At 53.9% G+C, this 16,672-nt stretch carries 14 protein-coding genes; 6 read left to right on the top strand and 8 right to left on the bottom strand.

Annotated features, from left to right (window positions below; translation table 11 throughout):
* Positions 1 to 204: 204 nt before the first annotated feature.
* Positions 205 to 666, bottom strand: a complete 462-nt coding sequence (locus tag MELB17_RS08510; protein ID WP_050774912.1) for a LysR substrate-binding domain-containing protein — start codon at positions 664 to 666, stop codon at positions 205 to 207.
* 106 nt (positions 667 to 772) lie between these two features.
* Here MELB17_RS08510 and tnpA point away from each other — a divergent pair, with 106 nt between their 5' ends.
* Positions 773 to 1,114 carry an IS66 family insertion sequence element accessory protein TnpA gene (tnpA, locus tag MELB17_RS26430; RefSeq protein WP_413540276.1) on the top strand — a complete coding sequence of 114 codons (342 nt, stop codon included), beginning with the start codon at positions 773 to 775 and terminating at the stop codon, positions 1,112 to 1,114.
* Here the strand turns inward: tnpA and istB are convergent.
* The 4 genes from istB to MELB17_RS08490 form a co-directional block, all read right to left on the bottom strand.
* The gene (istB, locus tag MELB17_RS08505) at positions 1,039 to 1,794 is read right to left on the bottom strand and encodes an IS21-like element helper ATPase IstB (protein WP_007349780.1); all 756 of its coding nucleotides are present in this window, start codon (positions 1,792 to 1,794) and stop codon (positions 1,039 to 1,041) included. The genes tnpA and istB overlap by 76 nt on opposite strands.
* A gap of 11 nt (positions 1,795 to 1,805) precedes the next feature.
* On the bottom strand, positions 1,806 to 3,326 hold the full coding sequence (gene istA, locus MELB17_RS08500) for an IS21 family transposase (RefSeq protein WP_007349779.1): 1,521 nt from the start codon (positions 3,324 to 3,326) through the stop codon (positions 1,806 to 1,808).
* A gap of 309 nt (positions 3,327 to 3,635) precedes the next feature.
* Positions 3,636 to 4,970 carry a HipA domain-containing protein gene (locus MELB17_RS08495; protein WP_007349778.1) on the bottom strand — a complete coding sequence of 445 codons (1,335 nt, stop codon included), beginning with the start codon at positions 4,968 to 4,970 and terminating at the stop codon, positions 3,636 to 3,638.
* Positions 4,967 to 5,299, bottom strand: a complete 333-nt coding sequence (locus MELB17_RS08490) for a helix-turn-helix domain-containing protein (protein WP_036184081.1) — start codon at positions 5,297 to 5,299, stop codon at positions 4,967 to 4,969. The genes MELB17_RS08495 and MELB17_RS08490 overlap by 4 nt, the downstream gene beginning before the upstream one ends.
* 560 nt (positions 5,300 to 5,859) lie before the next feature.
* Here MELB17_RS08490 and MELB17_RS08485 point away from each other — a divergent pair.
* Positions 5,860 to 6,822, top strand: a complete 963-nt coding sequence (locus MELB17_RS08485; protein ID WP_007349776.1) for an ABC transporter substrate-binding protein — start codon at positions 5,860 to 5,862, stop codon at positions 6,820 to 6,822.
* 629 nt (positions 6,823 to 7,451) lie between these two features.
* Here MELB17_RS08485 and MELB17_RS08475 read toward each other — a convergent pair.
* Positions 7,452 to 8,708, bottom strand: coding sequence for a glycerophosphodiester phosphodiesterase family protein (locus MELB17_RS08475; RefSeq protein WP_007349774.1), 1,257 nt, complete (start codon positions 8,706 to 8,708; stop codon positions 7,452 to 7,454).
* A 377-nt stretch (positions 8,709 to 9,085) separates the two neighbouring features.
* Between MELB17_RS08475 and MELB17_RS08470 the strand changes: the two genes are divergently transcribed.
* From MELB17_RS08470 to MELB17_RS08460, 3 genes are read left to right on the top strand one after another with little or no spacing between them, the layout of a single operon-like run.
* Positions 9,086 to 10,045 (top strand): TAXI family TRAP transporter solute-binding subunit, encoded by a 960-nt coding sequence (locus MELB17_RS08470; RefSeq protein ID WP_007349772.1) that lies wholly within the window; start codon positions 9,086 to 9,088, stop codon positions 10,043 to 10,045.
* A 20-nt stretch (positions 10,046 to 10,065) separates the two neighbouring features.
* Positions 10,066 to 10,623, top strand: a complete 558-nt coding sequence (locus MELB17_RS08465) for a DUF1850 domain-containing protein (RefSeq protein WP_007349771.1) — start codon at positions 10,066 to 10,068, stop codon at positions 10,621 to 10,623.
* 26 nt (positions 10,624 to 10,649) lie between these two features.
* The gene (locus MELB17_RS08460; RefSeq protein WP_007349770.1) at positions 10,650 to 12,668 is read left to right on the top strand and encodes a TRAP transporter permease; all 2,019 of its coding nucleotides are present in this window, start codon (positions 10,650 to 10,652) and stop codon (positions 12,666 to 12,668) included.
* A gap of 61 nt (positions 12,669 to 12,729) precedes the next feature.
* On the opposite strand, the gene MELB17_RS08455 is transcribed toward MELB17_RS08460, so the two are convergent.
* Entirely contained in the window at positions 12,730 to 13,722 is a 993-nt protein-coding gene (locus MELB17_RS08455; RefSeq protein WP_007349769.1) for a GlxA family transcriptional regulator, read from the bottom strand.
* A 93-nt stretch (positions 13,723 to 13,815) separates the two neighbouring features.
* On the opposite strand from MELB17_RS08455, the gene MELB17_RS08450 reads away from it, so the two are divergent.
* Positions 13,816 to 14,367: a cysteine hydrolase family protein gene (locus tag MELB17_RS08450; RefSeq protein WP_007349768.1), complete on the top strand. Its 552-nt coding sequence runs from the start codon at positions 13,816 to 13,818 to the stop codon at positions 14,365 to 14,367.
* Positions 14,368 to 14,437: 70 nt separating this feature from the next.
* On the opposite strand, the gene MELB17_RS08445 is transcribed toward MELB17_RS08450, so the two are convergent.
* Positions 14,438 to 16,555, bottom strand: a complete 2,118-nt coding sequence (locus MELB17_RS08445; protein WP_007349767.1) for a NosR/NirI family protein — start codon at positions 16,553 to 16,555, stop codon at positions 14,438 to 14,440.
* Positions 16,556 to 16,672 lie beyond the last annotated feature (117 nt).

Raw genomic sequence — 16,672 nt, 5'->3', positions numbered from 1 at the left:
GGCAATCAGGGGTCATCGATTCTGGGTTCCGATCACTGACTCTGGAAATTCAGAAAAATGATCGGATAAAACCAGAATGGCTGATCGGAATGATTCAGAACGGGTGATCGGAATGGGTCAGAATATGCACCTCACCGGGCGATTGCTGTAAGCCTCCTGACGCAAGGCACATGGCCTATCCGCATCAGTAGCCTTTGAATGTACTCATTTTTGAGCGACAAGGCCGTTGTCAGAGTCGAACTGCATGAGCTTAAGGTGGTCGACAAACCATTTGAACCCCCTACCCGGGTTAGCGCGAGGCCAGGCAGACGAGATCTCGACGGGAGGGCGTGGCACATCCAGTGTCAGAAGTATAAGATGCCCTTCTGCCAGCTCCCGTGTAATCCGGTGCCGCGGCAGATATCCGACACCAAGCCCTTTGCACTGCGCCTCTACCTTATGCTCGATCGTAGGCACGATAATGCGGCTGCGACCGTCCAGCAGACCGGATGAGCGGACAAGCAAATGCATTGAACTGTCAGCCACTATTACCGTCGGGTAGTCATGTATTGCACTCGCCGGCAGGGGCGTTGGTAGCTTAGCCAAAGGATGATCGGTCGAAACGACAAACTCAAATACTACTTTCTCCAGGGGGTGAAAGGCCGAATTCCTGAGTGGGAGGTTCACCTTCCACTCCAGTTTATTGATAGGTAAGCGCCAATAAATCGGCACCTACATCTCGGCTCGCCGATTGCACACACTGACTTCCTCACCTATTCCATGAGGACTCAGCATGACCCCAACCGAACGAGCACACGTCTGGCAGCAGCATATTGCTGACTGGGAAGTCTCCGGCGTGTCCGGCAGCGCTTACTGCAAGCAGCAGTCATTGGTTTACCATCAATTCGTTTACCGGCGCCGGAAGCTGGCTCCGACTGAAGACTGTCTGCAGCAGGAGCAAGCGGCCACCGGGTTCACTCGGGTCGTTTCTGCTCCTGGCTTGCGTAAACCGCTGAAGGTTGCCACCCATCGGAGAGACGCGACGCGGGGGTTTCATTGTTACTCCGAAGCTGTGGTGCCCGTCAACTTTGCTTGTCGTTTTCGCATGGATTCACCCCTGAGATTGATCTTGTAGGCGTTGTGAACCAGCCGATCCAGAATAGCATCCGCCAGAGTGGCGTCACCGATAGCGTCGTGCCATTCCTCGATAGGGAGTTGGCTGGTGGCGATGGTGGAGCGACGGCCGTAACGGTCTTCCAGCACTTCCAGCAAGTCTCTTCGGTTCTCTGCACTCAGTTTCATAAGCCCCCAGTCATCCAGGATCAGCACATCCACTTTGGCGAGGTTGGCCAAGAGCTTGGGATACTGACCATCTCCTTTGGTGATGGTCAGTTCTCGTAGCAGCCGAGTCAGGCGAACGTACTGTGCGGTGTAGCCTCCCCGACAGGCCTTATGTGCCAGGGCACAGGCCAGCCAGGTTTTGCCAACACCGGTGGGGCCGGTGATGAGCACATTCAGGTGTTCCTTCACCCACTGGCAGCTTGCCAGGGATTGGATCAGCCCCTTATCCAGACCCCGTGAGTTCCGGTAATCCAGGTCTTCGAGAACGGCGGTGTGTCGCAGTCCAGCCCGGCGCAGCCGGCTGGTCAGGCGTCGGTTATCTCGTTCGGTCATCTCCCGATCGACCAGCAGTCCAAGGCGCTCCTCGAAGCTCAGTTCCGTGATGTCAGGCGTGGCCGACTGATCAGCCAGTGCGGACGCCATGCCGGTCAATTTGAGGGCATGGAGTTTGTCCAGAGTCGGATGTGTCAGCATGTCAGGTTCCCTCAGTGGTAGTAGGCCGGGCCGCGGATGTTGTCATGGGTATCGGGTAAGGCCAGGTCCTGTTGCTCTTCCAGGGGCTGCTGGTCCAGGCGATGCTTGAGGATGGATTCGATGCTTTTGTAACGACAGCTACCCAGCATCAGGGCCCGCCGGCAGGCGGCTTCCAGTCGTGCTTCGCCGTAACTCTTGCCCAGCCGGAGAATGCCCAGGCAGGAGCGGTAGGCCTGCTGTGGGTGTTTGCGGGCACCCAGGGCGGTACGGATGAGTTTCTCTGTGGCGGGACCCGTCTTGGCCGCCCAGGTTCTCAGCCGTTCCGGCGACCACTCACCCGCCTGCCGATGGGATTCGGGCATATGGGCAGCGATGGTGGTATGCCGTCCCTTTTGGTCCGAGCGGCGGTGGCTGGCGATCCGGTTGCCCCGGTAAAAACACTCGATGATGTTGTGGGTGATTCGGACCTCCACTTCCTTCTTGATGAGGGTGTAGGGCACCGAGTAGTAGTGCCCGTCAACGGCTATGTGGTAGTCGATATTCACTCGGGCCTTCTTCCATTCCGCGTAGACATAACGCTCAGCTGGCAGGGGTTGTAGGGCGGGTTTGTCCAACTGTTCGAAGTGGTCGCGCCGACAGCCGGGCAGCTTTCGGAAGGGGCGGCGATTGAGCTTTTCCAGCAGCTCACGGAGGGTGGCATTGAGTTGCCCGAGCGAGAAGTGCTGACGGTGGCGCAGCGCCGCCAGGATCCAGCGTTCGACGATCAACACACCGCCTTCCACCTTGGCTTTGTCACGGGGCTTTCGAACCCTCGTAGGGACCACGGCTACGCCGTAATGGGCGGCCATGTCCTGGTAGGTCGGGTTGAGGTCTGGCTCGTAGCGGTGAGCTTTTGTTACACCGGACTTCAAGTTATCCGGAACCACCAGTTCAGGCACTCCCATGAGGAATTCGAAGGTTCGGATGTGGGAGCCCATCCAGTCTGGCAGCTTCTGGCTCCAGGTGGCTTCGGCGTAGGTGTAATTGGAAGCGCCCATAACCGCCACAAAGATCTGCGCCTCGTGGACCTCTCCGGTGGTGCGGTCAATGACGGGCACGGTCTGGCCGGCATAATCCACAAAGAGCTTCTCCCCGGCCCGGTGATTCTGGCGCATCACCAGATCCAGCTTGCCCTGCCAGGCCCGGTAGTGCTCGCAGAACCAGCTGTACTGATACCCCTCTGGGTTTGCCTCCCGGTACTCCTGCCAGAGCAGGAACAGAGTGACGTATTTACCCTTCAGTTCCTCGTGGATCTGATGCCAGTCCGGTAGGCCTCGAACCTCGGCCGGCAAGTCTGGAGGGGGCGGGAACAACCGTTGCTCCAGGTGAGCTTCATCCAGATTCTCCGGCAATGGCCAGTTCAGACCGGCTTCGGCTAAACGCCGAAGGTACTCGCTGACCGTTGGGCGGCTGACGCCGCAGGCCGCCGCAATCTGTCGGTTGCTCAGCCCTCGCTCCCATTTGAGGCGGAGGACTTCTTTGATCTTACGCATGGACAACCTCTTTGCTGGCACCTGGTCTTCTCCGGATGAAAAGACTCAGAGTACCGTTAAGTTATCCCGCGTCGGACGGTTTGATGGGGTGAGTCAGGCAACCTGCCGGGGTGGCAGCTTTGCCGTGGAATCAGTGGCAGCTTTCGCGTGGAATGGGTGGCAGGCTTCGTCTGGAATCAGTGGCAACCTTGGTCTGGAATACGCATGAACCACTCCCGCACGAACTAGAGCCTCTAGAACGGCTCCGGGGGGCAGTCAAACGTTACGACCGACCAACCGACCCCATCTCTCCTTGCTTATTTTAGGGGCTTAGACGTCAATACTGGCGCGAAGACTGTGTTCCATGTCATTTAGGATGATATGCAGGATAGATAGAATTAGCTTCTGCTCGATGCCCCAGTTCTTTTTGGCCTCAGCCGGATCTGGCGACTTTTCAACCAATTTCCCATGTTCCTCACAAATCCTTTTATAAAGGTTGTGGGCAGTTGGAAGGATTGTGTCAAGTTGACGGGTAATTTCCCGCGACACTGTACCCTTCGCCAACCCCAGTGCCATACCGGCCTTTACCAGATCTTTGAAAGTGACTGCGCCAAAGCTTTTGGAGCCGTCACTGATTTGAAGCGCCAGTTCTGATGACGGCCATCGTGCGTTTTGTGATGCAAGGGCTTTCGTCTCGTAAACAGCTGTCGCCAAAAGATCATAAGCGGGGGCCACACGAATGCCCTTCGGATCAACAATGAACGATATGTTTTTCAGATGATTGTCACCGTTGCCCGTCAGAACATTAAAAATCAACCAACGGAATAATTCCAAACGGGCAACAGCTTTGCCTCGGCATTTCAAAATGGCTTTATTGAGGGACTCCGTGTTTGCGCCGGAGTATTTGAAGGCCCTGCCTCTGTTTAGGAGCTGGCAAGTGTCGATCACGTGAATGCGATGAACCACACCCGCCGCATCGGACCACCGATCAAACCGCTCAATGATGTACACAGGTTCGGGCACATAACGCATGCTGACATCAGGGACATTCAGCTTCATTTCCCGAGCAAGCCGCATAATAAAATACTCATTCATTACTGAGGCTGGATAGTCTGGCCCCGGATGATTGGGCTTCAGAATATGTGTGGACGGCGTGCCCGCTTCCGGCTCATAGATTTCCTCTCCGCCCAGAACGATCAGCATCTTATGTTGAGCTCCGGCCAGTGACATCCGCTTTGGAGAGTCTTTTTGTAGAGAAGATCTGGGAAGGTTCCTGATTCGTTGACTCAGCTGTTCGTTGGTCAGTCTTCTCCGCCCAGTTGGAAGATCTAACGAATATCCGTGTTCGAGTAAAACCAGAGCGCCGGCAGACTCGGCGCCGTAGTATTCCAAAAGACCAAAGGAATCTTCCCACTTCAGCCCGGCTTCTTTTGCAACGACCTGGCGTAAAGCCTCTTCTGGCAGAAGATTGTCAAAGTACCACTGGACGGGGCGCGTTGATGAGCCATCTTTGATGGTTTTTTCATCTCGAGATAGTGCTGGAGACAGATCGAACCCATCCACGAATGACAACCAGTCGTCAGCGTATGAAAATTCCCAGATGTTTTCTTGCTCAGACAGGACGCCTACCGTTGTTCCGTTGTGATAAATCACCAGACTTCTCATGTTTTATGGCCCGATGAGATTGGGCTTGAATCCTTAGCTTTTTGTTTTCTTTCGCGAGGTGGGAGTGGCTTCATTCCCGTTGCTTTCAGTTGTTCGTATTGCGGCAAAGCCGACTCGGGTATGTCGAACGTCACGCAGATTCCCAATTCGTCGAGCAAACGCAAAAAACGACCGAATTCGATGGTCTCCTTACCTCGCTCAGCATCACGCACGAAGACGTGACCGACACCGGCACTTCCTGCCAGGTCATCTTGCCTCAGGGACTGGCTTTTTCGCACTGCCCGGACAAGCATCCCAGCCTGCTTAACGCTAGACACGGTTATTTTCATCACAAAACCTATATTCGATGCGTATGCATAGAATATAGCGCAGCCTGGCAACTTAAGCCAAAAATTCGATGGGTTCCATTCGTTTTAGGCAACAAACAAACCAAAATATACAAAATCGATTTGACCGATTCGATTCCGACACTTGAATTCGATGGCCAGCAGCGCGAGCGCAGTTGGCACCCCTTATCAGGCATGAACATGCGCATCCGGCGCGGATTGAGGGCGGTTTTGGTCTTAAGAATTTTCATGGTTGTGGGTTCCGTGTGACCCGATAGGTCGGTGGTTAGACGCTCAAAAGACTGACGCGTCAAGCTGCAACGACCGCCCAATTCGGCAAGAAATACGGCCCTGATATGGACTTTTCAGCGACATTTATCATGAATTGCTTGTAACTCCTGCTCAAATCGTTACCGTTAGTGTAGGTAGTAACTGAGATTTCAACGCTTATCTTTTCCCGTTAACACGCACCAACAGCGCGTATTCACCTCTCGGGAGGTCTTCCAGACCTCCTCAGCAGCCCCAGCGCCGCGTCTGTTCAAATCCAAAATGGAGTACCAACCATGCGAAAATTAACGCCCGTGGCGCTTTTGTGCGCCCTGTCTGCACCCTCGCTCGCTGCCGCCGAATGCGGTGAAGTATCCATCACCAAAATGAACTGGGCCTCGAGTACCGTCGTAACACGCGTCGCCGAATTCATTATGGAACAGGGTTACGGCTGTGACGTATCGGTGATTCCTTCTGACACAGTTCCTGCCGTCACATCGGTCGCCGAAAACGGCAAACCGGATATTGTAACCGAGCTGTGGCTGAACGCTGTCAGCGAGGCGCTCCTGCAACTGGAAGAGCAAGGCAAGATCAAACGCGTGGCCGAAGTACTGGACCCGGGTGGTATCGAAGGCTGGTGGATTCCTACGTATCTGGCCGAAAAACACCCGGAATTGAAAACCATTGAAGGCATTATGGCGAATCCGGAACTGGTAGACAGCCGCTTTAACAACTGCCCGAGCGGTTGGGGCTGCCGTATCCAAAGTGACAACCTGGTCCGCGCTCTGGATCTGAAAGCCTCAGGTATCGAGGTATTCGACCACGGTTCTGGTGAAACCCTGGCGACCTCCATGGCATCCGCTGTCCAAAGCGAAGAGTCCTGGTTCGGTTACTACTGGGGTCCGACTGTGCCACTTGGCAAGTACGACATGACGCGTGTAAGTCTGGGTGAGTACAAGGCAGACGTTCATACCCGTAATCAGACCCAGGAGGTCGACAACCCCGGCGTTTCCGATTTCCCTGCGGCCACTATCCTGACCGTGGTCACCACCAGCTTCGGCGAGCGCGAGCCGGAAATAGTTGAGATGCTGAGCAAGATGACCTTCAAGACCAGCACCATGAGTGCTCTGCTGGCCTGGATGGATGAGAATGACGCCTCCGCCGAAGAAGCTGCGGTTTACTTTCTGAGCAACAACAGCGACGAGTGGTCCAGCTGGCTGAATGACGCAGCCACCAAGCGACTGGCCAACGTTCTTTAATTCCGACGAAGGTGACACAGAGGACTTTATAGAAGACCGAGACCAACCACCATCAGCTTAGGCCAAAGGGCGAGAGCCACGCAGCTACCAGCCTTGCCCTAACCTTATCTAACAAGTTTGGTTCCCACAGAACGCTCTGGATTGTGACATTCGCTTGCGCTTTATTGACCTATGGCGGTGTTGTGGTGTTCGTTGTGATTTTTGCTATTTATCCGTTGGGTCTGCGGCTATTAAGAGAAGCAAATATACCTAAGCGCCTTCTACTGGGCGCAATTGCTCTGGGCAGTGGAACTTTCATCCTGACGGCCTTGCCTGGTACACCCTCGGTTCAGAACGTGATCTTGTCGGCTGCTCTGGGTACGGACTTTTTTGCGGGCGCACACTATGGTTTGATGGCCGCTGTCTATCATCCCTCTGGCTATCGTTCTGGTGGCTATGCTCACGATAACCAAACTGACTCACCGAGAGGCCTATAAAGACATAGGCGTGATTACCGTGGTTATTCCAGTTCTGGCAGCAGGTTTTATTACGATGGTTGCTGCTATATAACAACATCAATTGCTGGAGGCACGGGGTAGTCCGCTTACGTCTTTCAAAACTTCCTTATGCTTTTGGTGTGTGAATCGCGCCTAAAGCCCCATGCAGTTAGCGTAGTAAGTCGTGGTTGCAGGCCAATCCGAGAAAATCCCGATGACACCCACATCCTGAGCCAGCACATCAATCACTGTGAAGGTGTCGCCATCATTGTTAATGGCATCGGTGATGCTCTGATGGTACCAGCCACCGCCGTTATTGAGCGGCCCGCTGCGTTCCACTGTCCAGGCAATCAGGTCAAGACCTGCAGCTTTGGCGTTGATCGCGTACTCGGACGGTACAATCTTTTGTTTGTCGTCCAGAGTCAGCATTTTCCAGAGCGCGGGTGCCAGAATGGGAACCCCTTGCTGGACCAGATTTTCCATGTACACCATGGAGACGTTATTCGGCTCGTTCGGTTTCTCATCCAAAAATACGGCCTGGCGACCAAACTCGGGCATTTGATTGACCCAGAAGATAACGTCATCCAGCAGGAAGGACTGTGGCCATACATCCTCAGGGCTGACCCCCGCCTCGATGTATTCATTGATCATCTGGCGGGCATAGTCTTGTTGCGAATAGCCCCCGCTATAAGGCATATCCACTACCGGTGTTTTCAGTTCGGGAGTGAACTTGACGCCGAGCTCCTTGAACAATTCGATACTTTCGCGATGACTCAACAGAGTGCCTCGAGTTGAATACAGGTCCGTACGCCAATCGGCGGTACCGCCAAGGTACGCCTCGGGCGTGGTGGCTTCAGGGTCAAAGGCATCCATTTTCCCCCTGAGTGATTTAAACTCAGCCAGTGTAATGTCGCTGGTGCGACATTCAGCCTGGGCCGGTCTGTCGGTGGCCGGATCGGCGGGCACAAAGGGCTGGGTGCATTTGGCGTTTAGCTCCGGCACGGCCACGATGTTGGTGGTGGTGTGCAAATCATTCTGGGCATGACGACAGACCAATTCCCGGTCTTTGGTAAATGCGACGTCACACTCGACAATTCCGGCCCCCATTCTGGCGGCTGCTACATAGGATTGGCGGGTATGTTCAGGAAATTGCAGGGGCGCGCCGCGATGGGCAATAGAGAAATCCGACGGTGCCGACAGCTTCGAAGCACACGCTTGCAGCGTGTTTTTCAGTTCGCCGGCATCCATATCGTTGATCAGAAAGTAAGGCCGGGGGCCAAGCTGAACCAACGTTTGGCCGCTTTCGACGGGTGCCGCTTGATTGGTATTAGCGTTGATGCCGGTGGTGGTGCAGCCGGATAACACCGCCAGCGAGCCGATGATCAGGGGCAAGGTAAACGCGAGTTTCATGACAAGGTCCTTTTGTTGTTTCGTTGTATAGCATCCAGGTCTTTCCTTATCTGGAGTTAGTGTAGTGGCCATCAACCTGGGTCACAAGGTGCAGTGGTTCAAGACCCTGGAGGTTAAAGAAGCCGGGCCTAATGCCATGGCAGTCAGCCGGATCTGGAGCGCTTTTGGTTCGAAGCCCCAGGCACCATCTTGGTCATGAGTTTCTGGTCTTTTGAGTGACAGGGCGATCTTTTGTTACGAGACATCAGCACCCAAGACGTGCTAATTTCTCAATCGTTGCTTCTACGTACTCATTAATGGCAAATAGAAGCCGAGGATTTAACACCTCCTTTTTCGTCAATCATAAATATAAGTCCAATAGGGCGGAGGAAACGTTCATGCGAATTTTAAAATATGCAGTTGCGGTATCTATGCTGGCTGTTGCGCTCCCCTTGAGCGCACAACAACTCTCGATCGCTACCGGCGGCACCGGGGGCGTTTACTATCCTATCGGCGGTGGCTTCGCCGAAATGATCAATAATCATATTGAAGGCGCCAAGGCGACTGCTGAAGTAACCGGCGCCTCGGTTGAAAATATGGGTCTGATCATGCGCGGCGATGCGGATCTTGCGCTTGCACTGGCAGACACGGTCTATCAAGCGTATACCGGCACTGATAATTTTGAAGACCGCCAGATCAAAAATATTCGCGCTCTGGCCTCGGTTTACCCCAATGCCGTGCAGCTGGTGACTCTGGCGGAATCGGATATTAAGTCTATTGTGGATCTGAAAGGTAAGAGGGTGTCAGTGGGCGCACCGGGCAGCGGTACAGAGCTCAACGTGCGGGCATTATTGGAAGCTAATGGCATTAGCTACAGCGATTTCGAGCCGCAGCGTCTGAATTTCAATGAAACTGCTGATGCGATTCGTGATGGCGATATCGACGCCGGTTTCTGGAGTGTAGGCCCACCGACCAGTTCAATTCTCAACCTTGCCGCAACACGTGATATCCGCCTGATTAGCCTCTCCAGTGAAGAAGTCGCCAATGCACAGAAAGAAGTAGCGGTTTTTGCTCCGTTTGAGCTGGCAGCAGGCATGTATGACGGTATGGATGAAGCAGTTCAGACCATCGGCATTCCCAATGTGCTCGTTGTTAATGCTGATATGGACGAAGAGTTAGCCTATAAGCTGACGCGATTGCTGTTTGAAAATACGGATGAGCTGATTGCCGTTCACCCCGCGGCGAACGACACCACCGTGAAGTTCACTATGGACTCCACGCCGGTGCCTCTGCACCCGGGTGCGCTTCGTTACTTCGAAGAAGTTGGCGCTGTTATCCCGGATCGTCTGCGCCCTTAACTGTGAAGGGTTAACTAGCTATGGAAAGGCAATGCGGCACTGTTCTGTCACGCTTTGCGTTCGCCAAGCGTTTGCAGACTGCTCTGCTGCTGATGTGTTTGCCGCTCGCCGGAGCCGGGGCATCTCCCGCTCCGGCGATTTCGTCTGACCGCCTTCAAGTTGTTACTGAGCAAGGCAAAATGCTGGTCGATATCGCTGTTCTACCGGGAATGCGCTGGTGCATTGAGTGGAACCACTCGGTGAAAAAATTTGCCGTGCTGGACTGTTATCGAAACGTTGCCGGTGTGATGCAATTAGAACGAAGTCATCAGCCCGATTTTGCGGCGGGTTTAGGCCATACGGTAGGGCGAGGTGAGCAAGTCTCTGACGGAGAAGGCGGCTACTGGATCAATGAAATTGACGAACCAGTGGTCAATAATCGATACGTTTTGCGTGTGGGCGCTGATGCGGTAAATCACCGCGTGGTATGGCTGGTAGGCGATCACCGTCGGGAAGTGAGTCTGAGCGACCATGCTTCGGGACAACGCGTTACTGTTCAACTTATCAAACCCGCACCGCCCAGCGTGAATTATAAGTAAGCCAGACAACGTCTGACGAGGACTTCATGAACGAATCCAAGCAACCGCCGATCACAATGCCGAGGGGGAATGTGATTCAACCCCGCACGGTGTTGTGGGCCATCACCATTGTGGCGGTGGGTCTTTCCCTGTTTCAACTCTATTCCGCGGGTATTCAGCCTTTAGGGCTTTTTTATCAGCGCAGCATTCACCTGGCGCTCATCATGGTGCTGGCGTTTTTAATGTTTCCAGCCTTCGGTCCAACCCGTAAACGCGGGGTAATGGGATGGGGCCTGGACGTGATATTTTTAGCCGGTGCAGTGCTGACGGGCGGCTATTTAGTACTCAATTTGGACGAGATTTTCAGCCGTGCGGGTTTTTGGAATAGCACCGATATTCTGGTCGGCTGTATCGCCACAGTGACCGTTTTAGAAGCCAGTCGCCGTGCAGTGGGTTTTGGTATGACCGTGATTGGCCTGTTGGCAATTGTGTACGCGTTTGCCGGCCCGCGAGGCGAGCTGCCGTGGTTGGGCGAATGGATGCCGGGTATTTTGGAACACCGGGGCTATAACATTGATCGTGTTGCCGGCCAGCTCTATCTTGGGCAAGAGGGAATTTTTGGCTTGCCGCTGGGCGTGGCGGCAACCTATATCTTTATTTTTGTACTGTTCGGAGCCTTCCTGGAATGCACCGGTGCCGGTAAATTCTTTATTGATATGGCCTATGCAGCCACCGGTCGCCAGCGCGGCGGGCCCGCCAAGGCAGCGGTGCTGGCTTCGGCTGGCATGGGGTCTATTTCCGGTAGCGCCATTGCCAACGTGGTCACCACGGGCGCCTTTACCATTCCGTTAATGAAGAAGCTGGGTTATTCGGCCAAACAGGCGGGCGGTATCGAAGCCGCAGCCTCTACTGGCGGGCAGATTATGCCACCGTTGATGGGTGCAGGTGCCTTTTTGATTGCTGAGTACACCAATACGCCGTACTTGGAGATCGTTAAGGTCAGTATCCTGCCCGCGATTATGTATTTCGCTACGGTTTATCTGTTTGTGCACATCATTGCCCTCAAGCAGGGTATGCAGGGGCTGCCCAAAGAAGAACTGCCGCAAATGCGTCAGGTAATGAAAGATGGCTGGCACTTCCTGCTTCCGTTAGCCATGCTGGTTTGGCTGCTGGCGATGAGTATGTCGCCGATGCGGGTGGGTTTCTACGCGGTGGTGACAATAGCGGCGGTAGCCGTGTTGCGCTACTCAGTGTGGTTTTTTGTCCTGGCGCCCCGGCAGGGGCAACCGGTGACTGTTACAGCCGTCAAAGATATTATGCGTGCCGGCCTGGCCAAGCTTGTAGAAGGCTTGGAGCTAGGTGCGCGCAATGCGGTGGCGGTGTCTATGGCGTGCGCGGTCGCTGGGATTATCGTCGGGGTGGTGGGTTTGACCGGCTTAGGTCTGAAATTCTCCGCCATGATGCTGGCCTTCTCTGGCGGTAACCTTGTCTTAGCGTTGGTGATGGTGTTGTTGGCCAGCCTGGTTCTTGGTATGGGGCTGCCTGTTACCGCCAGCTATATCGTATTGATTGTGCTTGTTGGGCCTGCATTGACGGCTGAGTTTGGTGTGCCGCTTCTGGTCGCGCACTTGGTGGTGTTCTGGTACTCCCAAGACTCCAACGTAACGCCGCCAATAGCCTTGGCAGGATTTGCCGGGGCGGCCATTGCGGGCAGTAAACCGATGGAAACGAGCTTCCAGGCGTGGAAGTTTGCCAAAGGGCTCTACTTGATTCCGCTGTTTATGGTCTTTAATCCAGAAATCATCATGGGCGGTCCCGTGCTTTTGGTGGCTTGGAACGCAGTCATTGCCATTCTGGCATTAGGGGCCTTTGCTGCAGCCTTGGAAGGGTATTTGTTTACCAGAATGTCGTGGCTGCCTCGCCTGGCTATTACTGCGGCAATTTTTGGCGTGTTTTACCCCAATCTGATGACTGAAATTGCCGGTATGGTGGTGATGATGTTTGTCATTTCTGCTAACTGGCTGGCGAGCAAGCGCGAAGCAACCGCAACAGCAGTAAGTGGTTAATCGCTACTAGGCGATGAGTGTGTAAGATAGATTTATGGCTTGAAAAGCCCAGACCCGCAATTTACCGGTCTGGGCTTTTGTGTTTTCTGCCGGAAATTTCTTTTTGGTTGCGAGCGAAGCGTTCTCTGTACTGGCTCGGTGTCAGCCCGGTTTTTTTCTGGAACATTCGGCGAAACGCACTTATATCCTCGTAGCCAACTTGCCAAGCTATCCGCTCGATGGTTGTTGCGGTGTTTTCCAGTTTTTCCCGTGCTTTATGAACCCGTTGTTGCTGCAGGTATTCCGCCGGTCGTAGCTGTGTGGCTTTTATAAAACGACGGATGAACGTTCGCTCCGTAAGCGCGGCCATCGCCGCCATCTGCGCAATATTTAATGGCTGGTCATAGGCCCGGTGAATATGGTGCTGCACGTGAAGGATCGCCCGGTCGTTGTGGTCCAGCACGGGTATGAAACTGCGGTAGTAGCTTTGCTGGCGCGCACCGGTATCGACCAGTAAAAATCGGCCCAATGCCTGCACCACCGTTGGCGTCACATAGCGCCCGATCAGGTGCAGCCCAAGGTCCATCCAGGACATTACCCCGCCGGCGGTTACCAGGTCTGGATCTGTTATAAGCAATGCATCGGTGTCCAGCTCGATGGTTGGATATGCACAGCGGAAAGCGCTTTCCAACTGCCAGTGCGTGGTGGCGCGACGCCCCTCCAGCAGGCCTGCTTGCGCCAGAAAAAAAGCACCCGCGCAGGCCGAGCTGATGACTACACCCTGTTTGTGCCAAGTAGCTAATTGGGCGCCGATGATGGGTTGCGGATCAAGATAAGCTTGGCCGTCGAGTATTGGCGGAACAATGACCAGGGCAGGGGGCACGGCCCCGGGATCCATCGAAATAACCTGTTCCTCATCCAACTGCCAACGGCTGACGCTGAAGGTAATGTCAGGGGTGCTTTGAAATTCACCAAGAATGCGATTGGCACTTTGAAACAGGTCTATCAGCCCGTAAACGGCTGAAAGTGCGGTGCCAGGCACAACCAGAATTGCAACATTGACGGTTTGCAACATGTCAGTTTTTGCCTTTTTATTGTCAGTATTGCCACCCGCGTAGGATAACAGAGCACGTTAGTATAAGCAGTATCAATTTAACTGGAGAGACACATGACCAAGACCGCCCTGATTATCGTCGATATGCAGAATGACTACTTTCCTGATGGCAAGTGGACGCTGAACGGCGTTGAAACTGCTGCCAAAAACGTTGAAAAGGTGCTCGCTGATTTCCGCGAGCGCCAGCAACCCGTGATTCACGTTCGCCATGAATTTGCCTCCAGCGACGCTCCGTTCTTTGTGCCGGGCACTGACGGCGCCAACATTCGCGCCAGCCTGGCACCGGCAAACGGTGAGTTCCAGGTTCTGAAGCACGAAGTAAACAGCTTCAAAGGCACCGAGCTGCAAGCTCTGCTGCAGCGCGAGCAGATTACCCATTTGGTGATTGTGGGTGCGATGAGTCACATTTGCATCGACGCCATCACCCGTGCTGCCGGCGACTTGGGCTACGCCAACGTTGTTTTGCACGACGCATGTGCAACGCTAGACGCCGAGTTCAATGGCGTTAAAGTGCCGGCGGCGCATGTGCACGCAGCGTTTATGGCCGGCTTGGCATTTGCTTACGCTGAGGTTATTGCCACAGATGCTTTTTTGACACGGGCATAATGTGAGCTGTATCCGTGGCCCATCACAAGGCTGTGACGTTTCTTCATAGCGTTCAGGCCTTCCCGGCCTGTTAAGGATTGCCAGCGTCGGTGGCCAGTATGTGGGCCTGACGCTGGCTTTTTTTATTCTGCAGGCGTTTGTCTACGCACTGTTCTTCGTCGTTGAGTATCACTACGCATTCCAGGCACTGAATGCATTCGTCGTAATCAATTCTTCCGTCTTTGCGAATGGCGTTAATGCCGCAGGCGTTCTTGCAATGCTGGCAAGGGGTGCCGCACAACTCCACCCGGTCCAGCCAGCTGAAAAGCCTTAGCCGGCCGATGATCGCCAATCCGGCGCCCAACGGGCACAGGTAGCGGCAATAGAATTTGTTGATAAACATCCCGATCACCAGCAGCCCGACGGCGTAAACCACAAACGGCCAATGACGTACAAAAAGCAAGGTGATGCTGGTTTTGAAGGGTTCCACTTCGACCAGCTTTTCCGCCAGCGTAAGAGAGTAAAAAGCCGTGCCCAGCAAGCCGATCAGAATAGGGTACTTGATCAAAATCAGGCGACGATGCCATTGCTCTGGCACTTTGATCTGGCGCAGGCGAAGCTTTTCGCCCAGCCAGGCGGCCATCTCCTGAAGTGCACCAAACGGACACAGCCACCCACAGAACAGGCCGCGGCCCCAAATGAACAGGCTGATAAAGGTATACACCCATAGAATGAAAATAATGGGATCGAGTAGAAACACATTGAGAGAAAAACCATCCCAGATCGCCAGGAAAAGCGTGTAGATATTAACCACCGACAGCTGGCCCTGAGCGAAAAAGCCAATGTAAAACAGGGTAAAAAACAGAAACCCCCAGCGAAACCGATGTACTAGTTTTGGCTGTCGGCTTAATGTTTTTTGACGAGAGAAAAAAACAGTCAATACTGTGAGTGCCGTTAACAAAATGGCGATTTGCCACCAGCGCTGCTTCCACAGGCCAATCCATATAGGCTCGCGTTCATCCATAAACGACGGAGCGGGTTCTACCGTTTCAAACAAATCCGCGTTGAAGCGAACAGGCACGTCCATAATGATGCTATCTCGCACCAGATGGTTACGGGCAAGTTCGATGTGAAAATTCAACGTGACATCGGCACCGGGACTAAAGCCAGCGCTTCCGCCTATGCGGAAGAAATTGTGGGCTGCCAGATCGGGCATGCCGGCGGCCTGCAACTCCAGGCCCTGGCCGGATAGGTTCAAGTCGCGCACTTCCACGGCCAGCCCATTCTGACTCAGGCTAAGCCGCTCTGGATTGCTGCCGGGTATAAAGCTTTCGGATACGTGGGGAAAGGCTCCGCCGGACAGCACCAGCATTACTTGCGCGCCCGGGGCTATATAAGCCATTAGCTTTTGATAGCCTTGGTCTCCCAACAGGTTGCGGCCTACCATAGGGGCGTTGATATAGCCGAAGAACAGTTCGGTGAAGGGGCTGTTGTCAGTCCCTTCAAAACCCTGGGGATAGTCCGTAAGTGGGCGGCCAAACTCAGATTCAATGGCATCACGGCTTAGCTTCCAATGGCCAATGTAGCCCCGCTCGAGCAGCTGTTGCCAGCTGAGCCTTTCAAAAAAGTCTGGTTTTGCCCGTGTTTGTGCGGTCTGCACAAAACCCGCCAGTTTGTTGCGGGCCACTTTTAAAGCCGATGACAGTAAAGTGTCATTAATAATAAGAACAGAGACAGTGGCTTTGCTGACACCGTCAAAATACACCGTATTGCCATCACTGGTTCGCCTCGGGCGGCCGGTATTGGACGTGTTTATAATGATTTGTTCCCGCAGTGATTGCCCTTTGTATTGATTAACAAAGTCGAACAGCGGCTCTTCTCCCAAGCCGTGCAAGAACACCGGTTCGTGATGATTCAGCACTTTCACGCCGGTAAAGCGGCCACGGGTGTCCATGCCGATCAGCATGCTGATCGGCTGGCCGGCGAAGCCCTGAAGCCTGCTTAAATCAATCGACTCATAAGCATAGCCCAGTAGCTCTTGCAGCTGATAAACGGGGTAAACGGGAAAGTCTGCTAACTTCTCTTCAATAACCGTTGCCGACGGAAACAATTCCTGTATCAGCGCCTTTTTGTCTTCGGAGAGTTCGGCCTGAGCTGCGGAAAAACAGGCAAAGAAGCAAATCATAAGGAGCGTGATGCGCCCGACCATGGGTTACCCCTGTTATTTTTCTAGTAATATGTCCCATGTTATTGGATTTGGGCATTGGTTCAATGCGACCTCAGAGTCAGCCGTCTGCTACTTTACGACTACTTTTGTTTTTTTTAG

This window comes from Marinobacter sp. ELB17 (genome assembly GCF_000169375.1).
Classification (GTDB): domain Bacteria; phylum Pseudomonadota; class Gammaproteobacteria; order Pseudomonadales; family Oleiphilaceae; genus Marinobacter.
The sequence above is the reverse complement of the archived record's forward strand: the minus strand, read 5'-3'. Positions and strand labels throughout refer to the sequence as shown.